The organism is Anabaena sp. AL93 (genome assembly GCF_001672085.1).
GTDB lineage: Bacteria > Cyanobacteriota > Cyanobacteriia > Cyanobacteriales > Nostocaceae > Dolichospermum > Dolichospermum heterosporum.
The window spans coordinates 1-18,395 of the sequence record NZ_LJOU01000080.1 but is presented as its reverse complement, the minus strand read 5'-3'; the positions used below and the strand labels follow the sequence as shown (position 1 = coordinate 18,395).

Below are 18,395 nucleotides of genomic sequence, written 5' to 3'. Positions count from 1 at the left end.
CCATTTTAAACTAATTGTAACAGCTTGCCACCTTTCCAGCTAAAGCTTTCATGTGTTTTCCTAACTGAGTACCACTAGCCCAAAAGTGAGAAGGTAAATGACCTATTGGTGCAGATAACTTAAAAGATAATTGTTGTCGGGGGGAAGTAGCATAGGGCAAATACCAACCTACCGTACTACAAAATTGGGCATAGTCGGTATCACAGCTATAATAAATTTGGGTTTGAATACTAAAACCAAAATGTCCTTGACTATATTTTGTCCACAATTGATCGATTATTTGTAAATCCTGACAAGGCAAACTTTCCAAATCACTATTAGATAAATAAGTAACTCTCCATTTAGATAAAGCTTGACACATTAACGCCCAAGTTTCTTTATCTGCTTTTTCCCACTGTTTCCATGCCAGGAAATCACGTAACTGCTGGTAATTAACACCAGTATCAGAACAGAGAGTAGTAGGTTGCTGTTTCTTCCCTGTTTGTGTTTTTATTTCTATTGCTGCTAGGACTTCTTGTGCAGATTTGTAACGTTGAGCCAAAGCATTATGAATGAGTTTATCAATAATTCCACCCAGATGTGGTGTAACCTGATTTTCTGGAAGTAAATAATCTCGCCAAACCCAGCGATCGCTTGTATCATCATATAAATCAAAAGGAGAAATCCCCGTCAACAACTGAATACAACTCACACCCAAACTATAAAGATCACTAGCTGGTAACACCTTACCCCGCATTTGTTCAGGAGCCATATATTCAGGACTACCAATAGTTGTTCCTGTTTTCATCATCCCAGTGGCAGAAATAAACTTAGCCACACCAAAATCAATCAACACCAAATCTCCCCCAGAAGATTTTCGCATGATATTTTCCGGTTTAATATCTCTATGAATCACATGATGACTATGCACAAATTCCAACACAGGTAATAAATCTTGCAGTAATTTCTGGATTTTCCCCTGATTAAAAACCCCTGCTTGTAGTAATTCCTGGGACAAAGTCTGTCCTGAGATAAACTCCTGTATTAAATATAACCTATTTTCCTGCTCAAAATATGCCAACAACTGAGGAATTTGGGGATGATGCAACTCATCTAAACGCACTGCTTCTTGCCGAAACAATTCCACCGCTTTTTTAAAATCGGCTGGATTTTCCTCGGGAAAACAGAGTTGTTTAATTACACATTGCGGTTGGGAAGGAATGTGTTCATCCACCCCTAAGATTGTTCTCCCAAAACCACCCTTACCTAAAGCATAAAGGGGACGATAGCGCTCTTTAAGTAAAATTAACTTACCACATTTAATACAAAAACACGCATCATCAGGATTTTGCGGGTACAAACAGTTAGTACAAAAACTCATCACATAGTAGTTATTTTTCAGAACTACTTGTATATTAAGTCTTCATTTGACTTACGCCGATTTATTTTTCCTCAGCATTATAAGTATAAAATTGATTTAATGCCCCCACCGTTTCAAATTTGTACCCTGGTATCCAAGCATCCAGTTTGATTTGAGTCCGGTAAATACTAAATATCATATAGTCTTGTCGGTTAGTAGTAGTAGTAATCAGTTCCTTAATATGTGGCGTAGCGGAATTAAGCAACTGTTCACAATTAACTTTAATTAACTTTTCCAAAAAGCTTGGTGTTTTTTTACATACATCAGTTTCCAAGTATGTTGTCAGCTTTTGGACTGCATACTTTTCATACTCCTCCTGATTAGGGTTAGTTTTCGCCATAACTGCCCCTAGAACAGTAACGCCCACTGCTCCTACGCATATAATCATAGTTAAAGGTTTCATTTCTAGCTCGACCCAGTATAGTGGTTAATCTTTTAAAGACTACCAAGAAAATTATCTAATTTCTGGCAAAAAACTTGATCATTTTTCTCAGGTCGTGCTAGACTTACAGAAGTAAATTGAATGGCGAGCGTAGCCAAGTGGTTAAGGCAGTGGTTTGTGGTACCACCACGCGCGGGTTCGAATCCCGTCGTTCGCCCTTTTTTATTAAGTATTAATAATTGTTGAGACAGTTACACCTACTGTTGAAAATTATATCAAATATTTGAAAAAAAAATCAAGAAAGTGTTCATTCCGCACTTCGTGCCGCTGCGCTAACATCGCCCAACAACACTGATTAAGCTGCGCTTAATTTTGCTCGTTGGGCAATTCGTCACTCGCGCGTATTGTATTCATCTCATCACCTCCCTATCGGGTAGGTGAGAGGCTTCTACTGTTTAAGCTAAAAGTTATATTTAATCATGAAGTGCGATCGCCAATTGCAATTATGGTTCAACATGACAATAATATAGAAAGTAACGATAAGTAGGTTGGCGTTGAAAATTGTCGTTATGGCAAGGCAAAAGGCAAGAGGCAAGAGGCAAGAGTGAAGAGGGTTTGGGCGATTTTACGTTTCTTTACACAGTTTGGTTTTATTGTGTTCACCTACTTAGTATTAGTATAGTATTAATAATTGGGAATTAATTCAGAATAATTATATATATAGCAATTTATCGCCACAGCAAGAACTACAAATTAAGCACCTCCTTCTAGAAGAATTACCAAATAAGTAGTGAGACAGAATTAATTACACAATGTCATTGCGTTAGCGTAGCGTGGCGTTAGCCATATGGAACGAAGTGAAATGAAGCAATTCCAAGGGTTGTGATTGCTTCCCTTCCCTCGCAATGACTGTAAATATTTTTGTCCAATTACTTATTACTAGTTCTGAAAATAAAAATCATTTTGCAGCTAATCTAGCTAAAATATCTCAATCCAGTCAACAGATTTATAAATTAGCAAAATCTCATCATTGGCGAAAAGCACGAGGTGAGAACAAAAAAATACAAAATTTTATTAAAGATTTAGAAACAATAGCTACTCTTGATCAAGCCTCATTATTTAATGATTATACACAGATAACTACGGTTCTTCGGTACTTGTTATGCTAAAGTGAGAAGTTGAGAGAAGGGAACAGGGAACTCTTAACTGGGAACAGGGAAAAAATTTTAATTTTCTAGTTTTTTAATAAGAGACTTCCAAATAAAAAAATGTCCCAAAACTGATGCAGAAATTCTCTCTCTGTGTACTCTGTGCCTCTGTGGTTCGTTTCTTAGGATAATTTATTTCTTGGAAGTCTCTAAGACTAATAATTATTCTGCTTTCCTCTTTTAACAAATTAAGAATCATTTCTATATCTTTTTCTGAGCATAATCCTACTCGCTTAGATAAAATTAGGTGAGTTTCTAATTCATTAACTGACCCTTGCGCTATGTTTAAAAATCTTATATATTCTCCTCTATATCGTCGCCCATATCATAAGAGCTATATTAGCTGGAATGGATACTGCACTTATTCGGATTTGTTGAACCATAGAATATAGCTCGTCTTTGGGAAAAAGTTTAGTGAGGAAATAGCACTTTTCAGCAATATCCATCCCTTTTTGCCAAATCATTAAGTCTTTAAAGTCATTAATATCCGACATTCTTCCTGTTCCCAGTTAAGAGTTCCCTGTTCCCTATTTTCGTTATTTTAGCATACTAAGTCCGGTAGAGCCATAACTACTTTATTACAAGGAGAACAAGATAATCTAGAAAAAGTATTTCAATGATGTAGATGGAAATTTATCATTCAAACCTTTATCATAAAAGATTGATAAAAAATTACCTCCAGCTTGAAAACCACTGGAGGCTATGATTAAAGACATTGGAATGTGGACTAGTTCACTTATGAATTTAACTTTATTTTTATATAGTTATATCTATCTGTAGGAACGTTTAAAATTAATTCATTTCTGTCTAATTGAATAAATAAAAAAGACCCCCGGTTATAGACCGAGGGATTCTGCAAGTCGGAATTATCGCACAAAGACATTCGCGTACCCACAATAGCAATGTAACAGGTCGAAAAAATGCCAAAATGCCAAAAACCACAAATCTCCGTATTTTTGCCAATACTTTAAGATCCAGTCGCAATGGAGGTTGGTTGTAAATAAGTAATCAACTGTTGCAAACCTTTTTGCAGATATCGTGTTACTGTCATTGGTGTAGCCGTTTAAAACCCCAATCTTCTTAGCAGCATCCTTGCGAGTTAATTGTTTAAAAAATACTAACTCCACCGCCATTCTGGGTTTATCATCTAGCATACTTATTTCTCCTTCTAGCTGCTCTTTTTCTTCTTGCTGTTGCTGAAGTGCGATGCTATGATGACAGGGAAGCAAATCAGCCCAAGTGACTGGGAAATTTACGTAATTAGATACTGTATTATCTAAACTCATGACACCAATGACTATCAGCAAACCCTAATTACGAATATTTACTTCCTGTAAATAATCTTCTGGTTGCAAAAATACTCTACGCTCAACGGCGCGTTTATCGGTAGGTGTGTTTTGTACTTCAATAACAGGAACTGTTTTTAGTGTCGCTAATTCTTGTTGTTGATTACGTAGACGTAACTTTTGGGAATATTCTTGTAGTTTGACTCTTGCTTGTGCATAGACATCAGTATCTTTGGGAACTCTTTCCAGGAGTTTAATTGCCCCAAAAAAGTCACCTACAGATGCTTGATTGTGGGCTTGATATACGTAATATCCCGATCTAACTTGACGTTTTTGATTATATTCAGCTAATTTTTGTTTAACTATAGTGCCAGCGGAGCTTTCTTCAGGTATTTGTTGTAAGTAATATAAAGCTGTTGAGAAATCTCTTTCTTCAGCTTTTGCATAGGCTTTGGCTAATAATGTTTGTGCTTGGGCTTCGATATTTACTTTTGCTTGTTCAACTAGGGGCTGAATTTTTGCTTGCCAATAAGAATTAACTGTAACTTTAGCCGCGTGAGTTAATATGTCTGTCCACCGACTTTCTTTGAATGCTTTTTCTGCTGAAATATAATGCTCTGCGTCTTTTTGCCATTGCTGTTGCCATTCTTCAATTGAGGCTTGTGCTTCTGCATAAATATTACTATCAAGAGGGATTGACTGAGCTAAATTAATTGCTTTTTGTAAGTCTCCAGATTGATATTTGGCTATGGCTTTATATAAAGTTTCTGTGGCTGAGTAAGCTTGAGAATTATTAAATAAAGAATATACTCCTAACCCTAATAAAACGGAATTAATTAATAAGCCTAATCTTAATTTTGCTAGTAATGGTTGGGATTTTTGATGTGGTTTTTCAATAGTTTGATAAGATAATTGAGATTCTGATATTTGTATTTCTGCTGGGTTATTTACCCATTCTATATGCTTGAGTACCCATAGTGCTTCATGAGCGGATTGAAACCGTTCCTGATGTTGATAACGGATCATCTGATTGAGGAAAGCAATTAAATAATCATTAATTTGGGTATCATCATCACACCAAATAATTTCATTGGTTTTGGGATCAATTTCTAATTGCAGAGGTGCAAGTCCTGTAATAGCCTGAATAGCAATTATGCCCAAGGAGTAAAGGTCACTATTGGGTTGAGTTTGACCAATGAATTGTTCTGGAGGAATGTAACCCAAGGATGTTACAGGAATTTGATCTATGGATAATTCGGTTTCAATACTAAAATCTATTGGTTGAATTGAGCCAAAATTAATTAATACTAATCTGGCATCTATAGCTCGTCTAATTAGGTTTTCTGGTTTAATATCGCAATGAATAAAGCCTTGAGAGTGAACAAATTCGAGAATATATAGGGCATCTTCTAGAAATTTAATAACGTCAATTTCACTCCATTTACTTGAGCTTTGGGGGCTAGTTGGTAATTCTGCTGCTAAAGACTCTCCAGGAATAAATTGTTGTACTAAATAAAAACGTTCATTTTCTTCAAAGCAGGTAATTAATTCGGGAATTTGGGGATGGCGACCTAAGTGTTTGAGAGTTTCAGTTTCTGTTAAAAACCGTAGTCTGAGATAGTCAAAATAGGAGGTAGATTGATAGTTGTTAACTTTGAGTTGTTTAACAACATATCTAGGTTTTTCTGGATGGTGCATATCTACCGCGATAAATGTTTGCCCAAACACTCCGGCACTAAGTGGTTGAACAATTTGGTAACGCTCTTGTAATAGTTTGCCGATCATTTGGTTATTCATGATCTAATTACTCAGAAATCCTTCTATATCTTTTCTGACATCGGCTACTATTTTCCGGAATTATAGAAAATAATTCAGTAAGTAGGTGAACACAATAAAACCAAACTGTGTAAAGAAATGTAAAATCGCCTAAACCCTCTTCACTCTTGCCTCTTGCCTCTTGCCTTTTGCCTTGCCATAACGACAATTTTCAACGCCAACCTACTTATGTGAAATATTTAATAATTATTTCAGTGTTTTTACTTATAATCTTCTTTTTCTGCAAATGTATCAGTTAATGGTTTGACGACTTTAGCGATCGCTTCTTGCACAAAAACTTTGATAAACTCATCGCGGCGATTAATCTGAAATTGTTGCTGCACAACTTCTGTCATCCCCCCATCACCCCAATCTTGATCATGACGAAAGTATTCAATAAAACTTTTCCCAGCAATGCGGGTTAAATATGCGGCTGTCACCCCTTGAATTGCTCTTCCCACAATAAAAGTAGCCACATTGAGTTGCAAAGCCGTTGATAATAATTCAATTGCCCCTTTGACAATCCCTAAACCAGCAATAGTTTTTCCTAAAGATAGGGCTAATTCCTTGCCCCTTTCCATGTTTAAATCGCAACCGTAAAGCCTGCCAATTTCTACCACCATTTGAGCATTAACCGCCGCAGTGGCGAGTAAGTCTACCATTGGCAATGGGGTGACAGAAACCACACCTGCTCCAATCCATTGATACCGCTCAACAATTTTATCAGCTTGCCGACGACGCTGAGAATCTATCAGTTTACGGGCTTCTTCTCCTAAGCGTAAAGACTGTAAGAGAATATTGTCTGCCACTAAATCTTCACCTTCAGCGCGTAAAATGGAAGCCATACGCCGTAACAAAGGGATAATATCCGCTTCCGGTTGGAAAGTTTCGCCAGTTTCTAATTGGGCTATTTGGGGATTGGCAGCGATCGCCACCACATCATTAGTAGCAATAAAACCCCGTACCCGCTCCCGTAATCTCGCCAAGATTGATTCTATGTCAGTTTCAGTGTATAAATCTGTTTTATTTAGAACTAAAAGCGATCGCTTACCAATTTCCGCCAACCCCCGCAATGGTTCATATTCAGAACGGCGTAAATCATTATCCACCACAAATAACAACAAATCCGCTTCCGTCGCCAAAGCCCTAGCCAATTGTTCCCGTTCCGTACCCGCCACCCCCGGTTCTAAAATCCCTGGAGTATCAGTAATTAATATCTTCCGTTCCAAACCCTTCAACCGTAAACAATAGGTTTCCCCCACCTGAGTCGTTCCCATTGGTGCATTCACTTCACCAACTATCCGCCCCATAATCGCATTTACCAGAGAAGTTTTACCAGCACTACCAGTACCAAAAACAACAACCTGAATTTCCCCTCTCGCTAAATTCGCCTCAATTTCCTTAGTCCGACTCAGTAAAGCTTGGCGTGTCACCTCATCTTGAATTTGGGCTACTTGTTGACGTACCGCTTGCAAAGTAGAAGAAGCCGCATCCGATTTAGCTGCTGGAATTTGGGCAGAAGTCACCCTTTGACGTTGACGACGGGATTTTTCCTCCCCCTGCCGCAGCACCAATACATAATAAACAAACGCAGCAATCAAACCACCAATCAGTAAAACTAGCAGTAATAATAGTAAATTACCCAACAACGGCGAATAGGACAACTGCCAGTACAAGCGGGAAAGAGAATCAATTAGCCATAGGGTTAACGCCAAAATGACGATTAGGCCAACAATTAGTGTAACAATACGAGACAAAGGCATGAAGGATAGAAGTTATTACTTATACAGTGGTTTTCTCAGCTAGAAAGTAAAAAGCAACAATTTTTGATAAACTAATATTTAAGTGTATGTGTAGTGTTGCCTGATTGACTGACTGTTAAATTCTCCATTTTCTACCTGCTCTCAATTCATGGGAAAGTTAAATGCCGAGTTACAATATAAATTTTATCTCTGAGTTTAAACATTTTAGCTCTTTTAAAAAATTATTCTCCCGCGCGAGGATCAGCAAAAAGTTATCCTGGGGTATAGTCTTTCTCTGGGAATAGCAGTTTTAGGTATATCTGGAGGGTGATTAGTAGGCAATAGCTATTTTCAAACAGCCAGAGAAAAGGCAATCTTAGTCCATCAAGAATGTCTCTTATTTGCTAATTTACCAACGAAACTTTTACAAATAGTGATTATGGTTATACAAAATTATCATATCAAGTTTTTATGAAAATTTTAAGTAATCCTATTGATACTATACAAGAAAAATCTCATCAAAATCCAGAATTTTACCGATGATACCCATCAGAGAAAAATTACCTTTTATTCTGATTCCTTTCAAGTTACATAATTTACTATATCTCTACCAATTCCTTATTCACCAATATAATGATTTTGACTTTATTCCTGATTTATAACTGGTGATTACTTAATTTTGCTGTATCATTGATAATTAGAGATATTAAAAACAACAGGAAAAAATTAATGGGGCTATTTGATCAAATTCTTGGTGCAGTTAGTAATTCCAATCAGCCAGGTGGTTTGGATAACTTGATAAATATTGCCACCACAGTTAAACAATTAGGTAATGGCATTGGCTCAGACTCTGCCACCATGCAATCAGTTCTATCAGTTGTTGGTAAACAAGTACAATCATCTTTGCAGGCAAAACAAGCTACTGACGGAAGTGAGGCCGTACAAGAGTTGGTAAATCAACTTGCCGGAACTTCAGCCGATTTCCAAGCTGTAGATACCTTATTTTCTCCAGATATCCAAGCACAAGTAGCGGAAAATGCTGCTCAGGGTACTAGCTTAGATGTGAATACAATTCAACAATTATTACCAACTTTAGTCCCTTTAATTTTGAGTTTTTTACAATCTGGTGGTAATCCATTACTCAATAAATTTCTAGATGCTGACGGTAATGGTGATGTAGACATTATGGACGCGATTAAATTAGCTAGTAAGTTTTTAAGAATCTAAACTAGCCGGAATTTTTGTCGTTGAGAATTTACTAATACCAAATTCAGATGAAGCTGCATAGAAAAGAATGCACAATTAATTGCCCTATCTGCCATGCAAGTTTGTGCAGGGATCTAAATTCGGCTATAAATATCAAGAACCGTGGGACACACGGTCTTAAAGCTCAGTCAATGTCTTCATAGAAGAGTCGCTGAGAAGCCCACACTCACCTGTTCGCGCAAGCGTGCCGCAAGGCATAGGGGAGTGTGTGGAGTATGTCACGAATTGTGAACAATTAACAATTGAGTTTATGAACGCAGCCGACGATAAAACAATAGTCCGCGAATACTTCAACTCCACAGGCTTTGATCGGTGGCAACGCATCTATGGTGATGGTGAAGTCAACAAGGTTCAGCTAGATATTCGCACTGGACATCAACAAACTGTAGATAATGTCATCGGCTGGTTAAAAGCTGACAACAATTTACCATCATTATCAATTTGTGATGCTGGGTGTGGTGTCGGTAGTCTGAGTATTCCTCTAGCTATGAGTGGTGCTAAGGTCTATGCCAGCGACATTTCTGCCAAAATGGTATCAGAAGCTCAGGATAGGGCTGTAATGGCTTTGTCAAATACTGTAAACCCCTCTTTTGCGGTAGAGGATTTGGAATCTTTGAGTGGTAGTTACCACACTGTTATCTGTTTGGATGTTCTGATTCACTACCCTCAAGAAAAAGCTGACGAGATGATTTCTCATTTGTGTTCTTTAGCACAATCACGGATTATTCTCAGTTTTGCGCCTAAAACTTTCTTCCTGACTATCCTCAAAAAAATCGGTACTTTCTTTCCTGGTCCAAGTAAAACCACTCGCGCTTATTTACATCCTAAAGCTGATGTCATCAAAATCTTGGAAAAAAATGGCTTTTCAATCCAACGGCAAGCTATGGCGCGAACAAAGTTTTACTTTTCCAGTTTACTAGAAGCAACTCGTACATCTGTGTAGATAGTAAATTACAATTGATACTTTATATTCCCGACTTCTTTAAGAAGTCGGGAATATAAGTAATTGGACAATAATATTTACAGTCATTGCGAGGGAAGGGAAGCAATCACAACCCTTGCGATTGCTTCATTTCAATTCGTTCCATATGGCTAACGCCACGCAACGCTTACGCAATGACATTGTGTAATTAATTCTGTCTCACTACTTAATGATCCGAATCTTCTTTCTTCCCCCTGACTCCTATTACACTGCGGCGTAAATACACCAACCATTCTCAATCGTCAAAAAGCTTGCTTAATATTACTTTTGACCTTTGACTTTTGACTTCCGCTTTGCGGTACTAGCCCTAAGGAAAAGACTTCTTCCGCGAACCCTATTTAGTCATCAAATACTTGTATTTTCAATTATTCTAATTTAAATGTATAATTATAGTTTACAAGGAAAGTTTTGCCAAGTATTGCAAAAAGGAATGTATTAATCTATCTTAAGAGATATATTAATAACATATTGAATTTAATACAATCTGTTGTTAATAAATTAGAGAATAACTAAACGTGAATAACTGTCCTAAAGCCCCACTTATGGCTCACGCCACTCTAAACTATCAGCAGGATGTAATAGTTTTATCTATTATTCCATTCTGAAAAAGTAGAGGAGTTAGAGATAGGCTATGAAGACAGAGCTATCCATCTATTTTGATCACCAACAGGGGAAACAAACAGGAATGTATAGCTTAAGGCACGCTGGGCTGTCAGTATTATATAAGTTTTATAGAGCAGTTGAGTCAATGGAGAAAAAAAATGATGAGCAAAGAAGATTTTCTCTATCCCCGTGGTCGCTATTATGGTCATGTCAAACCAGAAAACTTGGTATTTAATGCGAATTTGCAGGAATTTGCCCAAAAGGTTAGTTATATTTGCAATTTAGAAACTGGTGGCAAAATCTCACCAGATGAGGCTTATGATCAGATTAAGTTACTTTGGAAACAGTTGAAACAATCAAAAAAGCAACTAAAAATCGGTGAACAACCTTTTCCAAGTAACGGTTCTGAAGAAGTTTAAGTTGTTAGCCATATAGAACTCTTATTCTGACTTCTGACTCCTGACTCCTGATTCCTGACTCCTGGGCGGGGAAACCCTGCCAAACTCTCTAATCTCAAAATAACGTAGTATACTGGGGTTAATCGTATTTAACCGAAAGATGAAATACCTAACCCCAGAACAAGTTTACAAACAATTTGGCTATCACCCTAAGACAACGGCAGAATGGGCTGACTTAGGGAAAATAGAATGTATTTCCCTGGGGGACATCGGAGATATCCAGAGTCAGCATTCATCAAAACAGTCTCAATGGATAAAGAGAGGGTTCTTTATGCCCGTGTCAGCACAAAAACCCAGTTGTTAGACCTTGACACACAAATAGATTTTTTAGGTAAAACTTACCCAGGATGCCGGGTCGTCAAGGATGTTGCCAGTGGTATGAACTGGAAGCGGAAAAACTTTCTTAAATTAATGACTCAAGTTGCCCAAAATCAAATCTCTGAAATTGTCGTGGGACATAAGGATAGGTTATGCAGATTTGGTTTTGAGTTTGTTGAGTGGTTTTGCAATCTTCACGGTTGCAAAATTGTCGTGGTGAACAATGCCAAGCTATCACCGCCCGAAGAGTTGATGCAGGATTTTATGGCTATCATGCACTGCTTTTCTTCCAAGCTTTACTTCCTTCGGGCTTACAAGAAAAAGATAGCCGAAGAGCAAAATATTCATGAAACAAATAGTAGTCAATACGAGTCAATGGGTGTATAGTAGTAAAAGACGTAGCAAACCAAGTCCATGAAACTCAAAGCAAAGAATCAGTTAACCGTTACGAGAATCGCTATTTTAGGGACTGAAAAACTAAATAATTGGAAATCTAACGAACTTGATTTAATCGCTTTGAGTTTAGGTAAACTACGCTCTGACTTGTGGAATGAGTTCGGGTCGTTAAAGGCTTGGGGCGTTTCTAAATTTGAGATTGACAAACAGCTACGCACCTTAAAAGACAAATACAAATTACCTGCTAAGTTATGGGAAGCAACTCTCTATGACGTAATTGATGATATTCACTTGGTTCAGGCTGCTTGTGTCGAAAAGGTGATGAAATCTTTGGGTCAATCGTTCCAGTCGTTCCCGGCTAAAAAAGGAGTTTTGCAACTTACCTTAGAAAGTCGGAAATGGTTGGAACATCCCAAACTTTGCACCTTAGTTAGAAAGTTTTGGTATCGAGGACACACGAAAGTTTGTAACCAAATTATTGTAAAGGCTTATGATACTAAAACAGATGATAAAGGTGTGGTGTGGTTGCGTTTTGGAGGTTTAACTCCATATAAAACTCTCAAACTACCAACGACTTTACCAACAGAAATAAAGTGTCAAATAAGGCTAATTAAGCGTAATGGCAGATGGGAAATTCATTACACAACTGATATCCAAAAAGCTGAAAAAAAGACCGATGGTAAAATAATTGGATGTGATAGAGGTTACACCGAAGTTTATGCCACATCTTCTAATGATGGTGCTAGATTTTTAGGTAATGATTTTGGTAAAATCCAAACTCAAGAAACCGATTACAGAACAGCGAAACAAGTAAAACGTAATAAAATCAGGTCAGTTTTTAACAAGTCTACAGCTAAAGGAAACAGTGCCAAGGCTGATAGAATTAAACGAAATAATCTTGGTAAAATCAAGTGGGAAAATCGGGAAAGATCCTTTAAAGGTAGGATTCAAACAATCGTTTTTACAGCTACGCATGACTTGATGACAGATGCGATCAAGGTAGCTTTTGAAGATTTGACGGAAGCACTAAAAGGCAAAAAGCCCATGAGAAAGCGTATGAAGAGAAATGTTTCTTCATGGTGCAAGGGGATAGTTGCGGATGCCCTCAAACAAGTTTCAACCCGTGTAGGTTGCACGGTTGTTAGTGTGAATTGTGCGTATACGTCACAACTTGACTCCAGATTTAGTACCTTAACGGGTAGTAGAAATGGTGACAAGTTTACCGGACATGATGGGGTCGTGATGCACTCAGATACTAACGCTGCTGACAACGTTCTAGCAAGAATGAGTGACGTTGAAATCACTCGTTATATGAAACATTCCGATGTAAAAGTAATCTTGCTAGAACGAACTCAGAAGTTTCACCGATTCCCTAATAGTGGAAACTGAAGCGGAAACGGGCATGGATAAGCCCCAGACTCTAGAACCTAAAAGCAAACTTACGAGTAAGGTCAATCAGAGAGCGAATTATCAGCAATTGACGTTGTTTGACCTTGTTTAACTACGTTATTTGTGTATCCCCCTACTGCTTAAAATTATTTTTTGATAATAATCTTCCAGTTGTTGTGTAGCCGATGTCCATCCCCATTTCTCTGCTTCGGCACGGGCGTTTTTACGGATAATAGCTATTTCCTGCCGTTGTTTTAACAGACGTATAGTAGCATTAATTGCCTCTTGAATATCAGCTTGTGGATCAAAAAGATATCCATTTACACCATCTGTGACAATATCAGGGATGCCTCCAGAATGGGCTGCTACCACTGGACATCCGGCAGCCATAGCTTCTAGCAGCACTAATCCGAGTGTTTCTGTGCGGGAAGGAAAAATAAAAGCATCAGCACTGGCAAAGGCAGAACCTAATTCTTTACCCATGAGATAACCGACAAAATAAGTATTTGTCCCAGCAAAGTGTTTTTCCAAAACTTGACGGTGAGGTCCATCGCCGACTAATGCTAATCTGGCATTGGGAATGGCTTCTAAAATTGGTTTAATGCGTTCGATTTCCTTTTCAGCAGAAAGACGACCAACATACAATAATAAAGGGCTATCTGGATGATTTTGGGAAAGATGCGATCGCATTTCCGCACTAACTAAATCAGGATGAAATAATTCTGTATCTACTCCCCGTTGCCATAAATCACACCTTTCAATCCCATGGGTGGAAAGTTCCTTTACCATTGCCGTAGAGGTACACAAATTTAACTCAGCCTGATTATGACCGAGCTTTAACAACTCCCATAGTAACCCTTCCAACATCCCCAATCCGTAATGTTGCAGATATTGGGGCAAATGGGTATGGTAGGAAGCCACCAAAGGAATTTTGAGAACTTTACTATAAAAAATCCCTGATAGTCCGAGAACTGCGGGATTAACAACATGAATAATATCTGGTTGAAACTCTTCCAAAGCGTGACCAATGGCAGGGCGAGGCAGTGCCATTTTCAACTCTGGATAAAGAGGTAAGGGAAAGCCACTAACCCCGTAAACTTTCGCACCTTTATGTTCAGTGATGCCACCTTCAGGGGCAAATACCAAAACTTGATTGCCAAGACGTTGAAGATGGTCAACGGTATGACGAAGACGGGTAACAATGCCGTCAACTTTCGGTAAAAAGGTTTCTGTAAATAGGGCTATTCGCATATCAAATTATCAGGAGTTCAGAAGTTACAGAAGTTGCAGAAGTTCAGAATAGGAGTAGAAGGACAGGAGAGAAGGACAGGAGAGAAGATTTCTTTCTTGTTCCTTCTTTCTCCTAAACTCCTGATAGCGTTCACGTAGTGTGCCGAAGGCATAGTGTGGCGTTAGCCATACTCCTGAACTCCTATTTTCTATTTTCTATGCCAAGAGACTTTGGGGAGAATCTGTTTGTGATCAACTCGGTTCTGATACTTGTCAGCAAAGTTTAAAAGCGAATCAAGTAGGGAATCAGAGAGCAGGTGAGGTTGTAAGCCCAAATCCAAGAGTTTGGTGTTTTTCGCGTTGAAATAGTGTTCTTCCTTCTCCACTCTGGGGTTATCTATGTGGTTAATATCCACATTCAATCCCATAGCGTTGCCGGCTTTTTTCACCATCATCGCCAAATCACCGACGCTAAATAGTTCGGTAAATTGGTTAAACACACGGAATTCTCCCGGTTCAGCAGGATTAGCGATCGCTAATTCAATACATCGCACCGTATCCCGGATATCCAAGAAGCCACGAGTTTGTCCACCTGTACCGTAGACAGTGAGAGGATGTCCCACGGTAGCTTGAATACAGAAGCGATTCAGTGCTGTACCAAATACACCATCATAATCCAAACGGTTAATTAACAGTTCGTCCATCCCCGTTTCTTCGGTTAGGACACCGTAAACAATCCCCTGATTTAAGTCTGTAGCCCTTAAACCCCAGATCCGGCAAGCAAAGTGGATATTATGACTATCATGGACTTTACTCAAGTGATACATAGAACCAGGCTGCTTCGGATAGGGCAAAGTATCCTTACGTCCGTTATGTTCAATCGTGATGTATCCCTCTTCAATATCAATGTTGGGAGTTCCATACTCACCCATTGTTCCCAATTTCACCAAATGGCAATCTGGGAAATCTTCCCGCATGATGTACAGCAAATTCAACGTACCAACCACATTATTGACTTGGGTAAGAACAGCGTGTTCACGGTCAATCATGGAAAATGGCGCCGAACGTTGCTCACCAAAATGCACGATCGCAGTTGGTTGAAATTCGTGTAAAGCTTTGTGCAGAAACTCGTAATTAGTAATATCGCCGATAAACAGATCAATAGACTTACTAGTCAAATCCTGCCATCGCTGGAGACGTTTCTGAATTGGTGCGATTGGGGTAAGGGTTTCTACACCCAGTTCATTATCCCAGTGTCGCCGCACCAAACTATCTAAAATTCCAACTTCGTAACCTCGATTAGAAAGGTAAAGCGCGGTTGCCCAACCGCAATACCCATCACCACCAATAACCAGGACTTTCATCTTTACCAGTTTTTACTCGCTGATAGCTAAATCTATCAGGTTTGTGTCCCCTCTTCATCATTAAATTCTCACTAAGGCAGTAAATAAATCCAAAATCCAAAATCCAAAATCCAAAATTCAAAATTACTTCTGTCCCTTACCTAACCATTAACTACTGACAACTAACCACTAACTACTGACTAATTTTATACTCCTGGGCGATGTAGTAAAACAGCCGATAATAATTTGGAAAGTCTTTGCTACCGCTTTGTCCTTGCCAGTGATACTCCAATTTCTCTTGGCTAATAGTCAATTTGATCACAGTCACCTTTTCCCCCGCATCTACAGCCAATACCCCAGCAAAACCTTGGTGAGTCCGAAAATTAGGGACTGGCTGAGAATTTTCAGTTAAGGATTTTAATACAGGCTTACTTGCATAAGCACGAATTTCCACATTCTTTTGGTTTGGTGAAACTAAAACAACACCATCACTATTGTCTGGGTTTCCTAACACCTGCCAAGTATGCGGATAAGGAAACTCAAAACCATAACGCTTATTTCCATATATATTCCATCTTGTATCTTGAATCTGGGAGTTATTAGCATTACACCCCCAAGAGATCATCCCGACCCCCACACCCGAAATCATAGCGCACAGCGCCTTTTTTACTTGTATTGCACCCCAAGGCTGTTTCATCATTCAGTTTTAACTCATATAATAATTTTCGAGCATATTAGAGAAACTGTCAGAATCAGGATGTCCAGGATTAAAGGATGAACAGGATGAAACCTGGAATTTCATCACCAATTACCAATTATCAACAATATCCCCGAATTCTCAAAGAAATCGGAGATCTGAAACTCTCAAGGATGAATCGGAAATTGATACTCAAATTATGATTACGGACGGGTAGAATTTTGGAAAATCGCTTGGTTTTGAGACCAGTCTTTACCTACTTGGATAGTAATATCTGAACCAATATTACCTGTGCTTTCTACGCGCACTTCTCCAAATCCCAACAAACTACGAATTGATTCGGCACTGTCTCCGTCTCCTTGTTGAGCGACAATGTGGGTTACATCTAAGGGTTGTCCCCAGGGTTTAGAGACGAAGATATTGGTATAGCCGGCTTTCTCCAATGTTTTAATGAGGGGACGCAATTGAGAGCGATTCCTAGGTCGCGCTTCGCTATCGCCTCCTGTACTATCCTGAATAGCTACACGCAAACGACCAGGCTCACTAAATGATGTTTCTGTGGTCTTTGCTTCTAGACCAAAATGCTGAGTCATTAATTTAGCAATATTCCGCCCATCTGGAACCCAGTAGCTGGCATCAAACTCACGATTTTCGCTAAAGCGTCCAGGCAGCATTAACATTTGCATATTTGCGCGATTGATTTTTGAACCAAAACCAACCAGTGCTATTAATTCTTCAACGGATAAGTTGGTATCAATATTTTCCTTAACCACATTGAGAATATCTGGTAATTTCGTGATGGTTGTCGGGTTAAGAGTCTGTTCGATTAAAGCCCGCAACACCGTTTGCTGCCGCTGAATTCGCCCAATATCGCCCAATTCATCATGGCGATAGCGGAGTAATTGCAACGCTTGTTCACCATTGAGATGTTGTTGACCCGCTTTTAAATTAATGTATAAATGCTGGGAATCGTCCCGATATTTCATATCTTTGGGGACATAAATATTCACTCCGCCCAAAGCTTCAATTAGCTTACTAACACCCAAGACATTAATCCGAACGTAGCGATCAATTCCTACTCCACCCAAAAGATTACTAACGGTTTTCGCCGTCAAAGCTGGACCACCATCCACATTAGCCGCATTAATTTTTTTGACTCCATGCCCTTCAATTTGTGTACGGGTATCTCTAGGAACAGAAAGCATGACTACTTTTTTGGTCTCTGGATCAAATTTGACCAGCAGCATCACATCAGAAAGACCGTCAAAAGAGTTAATCTGGGGCAAATAACGCAGATTTTTGGTTTCGGATGGGGGATTTTGGACATCTGGAGGTAGTACACTCATACCCATTAACAGGATATTAACAGGACGAGTTAGCTGAGAAAATTGTAACCCATTGCCAGAAATACTGTCGCTATCAAATACTGCTTCTTCCTGGGGACTAAGTTGAGCTTGTTGTAAAGGCGTACTTTCCCAAGAAACAGCTAATAATGCCCCTGCAAGTCCTGATACTATGGCAATCCCCCCCATACCCACCGCAAACCATAGCCACCGTCCCGATTTAGACGGGCGAGAATTTTTTCCTTGACCCTTATATTTAGCTTTTGCTGCTCTTTGTTGTGCTGCTGTTGTTTTTTGACTAGTCACAGACTTCCTCTCACCTACGATTTTAAATAAACTAAATTTGCCGATCAATACATCTAAAACAAATCAGACTATAATAGCCAACTCTTGATCAGTTTGCTATAAAAAACTGCTAAATATGGTAATCTTCAACTAAATTCCTTTTAATTGCAGCAGGAGTCAAGGAGTCAGGAGTCAGGAGTCAGGAGGAAGAAGGAAGTAAATAAATTTATACCCCCTGCTCCCTGCTCCCTGC

General features: G+C 38.9%; 16 protein-coding genes, 1 tRNA gene and 1 pseudogene. 7 read left to right on the top strand and 11 right to left on the bottom strand.

The window, feature by feature from the left end:
- Positions 1–10: 10 nt before the first annotated feature.
- Positions 11–1,360: a serine/threonine-protein kinase gene (locus tag AN486_RS19330; protein WP_290602125.1), complete on the bottom strand. Its 1,350-nt coding sequence runs from the start codon at positions 1,358–1,360 to the stop codon at positions 11–13.
- Positions 1,361–1,421: 61 nt separating this feature from the next.
- On the bottom strand, positions 1,422–1,802 hold the full coding sequence (locus tag AN486_RS19325; RefSeq protein ID WP_168637061.1) for a DUF4359 domain-containing protein: 381 nt from the start codon (positions 1,800–1,802) through the stop codon (positions 1,422–1,424).
- Between the two features lie 123 nt (positions 1,803–1,925).
- Here AN486_RS19325 and AN486_RS19320 point away from each other — a divergent pair.
- Together AN486_RS19320 and AN486_RS19315 are read left to right on the top strand one after the other, a co-directional pair.
- Positions 1,926–1,998 (top strand) — tRNA-His (locus AN486_RS19320).
- A 688-nt stretch (positions 1,999–2,686) separates the two neighbouring features.
- A complete protein-coding gene (locus AN486_RS19315; RefSeq protein WP_039204756.1) occupies positions 2,687–2,950 on the top strand; it encodes a hypothetical protein in 264 nt (87 codons plus the stop codon).
- Positions 2,951–3,023: 73 nt separating this feature from the next.
- Here the strand turns inward: AN486_RS19315 and AN486_RS19310 are convergent, their stop codons facing one another.
- The 5 genes and pseudogenes from AN486_RS19310 to AN486_RS19290 all read right to left on the bottom strand — a co-directional run bounded on the left by AN486_RS19310 (position 3,024) and on the right by AN486_RS19290 (position 7,853).
- Complete coding sequence (locus tag AN486_RS19310) at positions 3,024–3,272, bottom strand: four helix bundle protein (protein ID WP_250636668.1); 249 nt, start codon at positions 3,270–3,272, stop codon at positions 3,024–3,026.
- A 25-nt stretch (positions 3,273–3,297) separates the two neighbouring features.
- The gene (locus tag AN486_RS19305) at positions 3,298–3,435 is read right to left on the bottom strand and encodes a four helix bundle protein (protein WP_250636667.1); all 138 of its coding nucleotides are present in this window, start codon (positions 3,433–3,435) and stop codon (positions 3,298–3,300) included.
- 521 nt (positions 3,436–3,956) lie between these two features.
- Positions 3,957–4,275: pseudogene (locus tag AN486_RS19300) on the bottom strand (RNA polymerase sigma factor SigF); the annotation flags it as partial.
- A gap of 24 nt (positions 4,276–4,299) precedes the next feature.
- The gene (locus AN486_RS19295) at positions 4,300–6,072 is read right to left on the bottom strand and encodes a serine/threonine-protein kinase (protein WP_027403815.1); all 1,773 of its coding nucleotides are present in this window, start codon (positions 6,070–6,072) and stop codon (positions 4,300–4,302) included.
- 239 nt (positions 6,073–6,311) lie between these two features.
- Positions 6,312–7,853 (bottom strand): YcjF family protein, encoded by a 1,542-nt coding sequence (locus tag AN486_RS19290; protein ID WP_039204748.1) that lies wholly within the window; start codon positions 7,851–7,853, stop codon positions 6,312–6,314.
- Between the two features lie 708 nt (positions 7,854–8,561).
- Between AN486_RS19290 and AN486_RS19285 the strand changes: the two genes are divergently transcribed.
- The 5 genes from AN486_RS19285 (at position 8,562) to AN486_RS19265 (ending at position 13,244) form a co-directional block, all read left to right on the top strand.
- Positions 8,562–9,059 (top strand): hypothetical protein, encoded by a 498-nt coding sequence (locus tag AN486_RS19285; protein ID WP_053539262.1) that lies wholly within the window; start codon positions 8,562–8,564, stop codon positions 9,057–9,059.
- 289 nt (positions 9,060–9,348) lie between these two features.
- Complete coding sequence (gene bchM, locus AN486_RS19280; RefSeq protein ID WP_053539261.1) at positions 9,349–10,041, top strand: magnesium protoporphyrin IX methyltransferase; 693 nt, start codon at positions 9,349–9,351, stop codon at positions 10,039–10,041.
- Positions 10,042–10,844: 803 nt separating this feature from the next.
- The gene (locus tag AN486_RS19275; protein ID WP_053539260.1) at positions 10,845–11,102 is read left to right on the top strand and encodes a hypothetical protein; all 258 of its coding nucleotides are present in this window, start codon (positions 10,845–10,847) and stop codon (positions 11,100–11,102) included.
- Positions 11,103–11,390: 288 nt separating this feature from the next.
- Positions 11,391–11,846: an IS607 family transposase gene (locus AN486_RS19270; protein WP_290602109.1), complete on the top strand. Its 456-nt coding sequence runs from the start codon at positions 11,391–11,393 to the stop codon at positions 11,844–11,846.
- 27 nt (positions 11,847–11,873) lie between these two features.
- Positions 11,874–13,244, top strand: coding sequence for a transposase (locus AN486_RS19265; protein ID WP_290602107.1), 1,371 nt, complete (start codon positions 11,874–11,876; stop codon positions 13,242–13,244).
- Between the two features lie 117 nt (positions 13,245–13,361).
- Here AN486_RS19265 and AN486_RS19260 read toward each other — a convergent pair whose 3' ends face one another.
- From AN486_RS19260 to AN486_RS19245, 4 genes are all read right to left on the bottom strand, one after another.
- Complete coding sequence (locus AN486_RS19260; RefSeq protein ID WP_290602105.1) at positions 13,362–14,495, bottom strand: glycosyltransferase family 1 protein; 1,134 nt, start codon at positions 14,493–14,495, stop codon at positions 13,362–13,364.
- Between the two features lie 188 nt (positions 14,496–14,683).
- Positions 14,684–15,838: an NAD-dependent epimerase/dehydratase family protein gene (locus AN486_RS19255; RefSeq protein WP_027403808.1), complete on the bottom strand. Its 1,155-nt coding sequence runs from the start codon at positions 15,836–15,838 to the stop codon at positions 14,684–14,686.
- A 172-nt stretch (positions 15,839–16,010) separates the two neighbouring features.
- The gene (locus AN486_RS19250) at positions 16,011–16,466 is read right to left on the bottom strand and encodes a hypothetical protein (protein WP_290602102.1); all 456 of its coding nucleotides are present in this window, start codon (positions 16,464–16,466) and stop codon (positions 16,011–16,013) included.
- A gap of 251 nt (positions 16,467–16,717) precedes the next feature.
- Positions 16,718–18,163, bottom strand: a complete 1,446-nt coding sequence (locus AN486_RS19245; protein WP_290602100.1) for an LCP family protein — start codon at positions 18,161–18,163, stop codon at positions 16,718–16,720.
- Between the last annotated feature and the right edge of the window lie 232 nt (positions 18,164–18,395).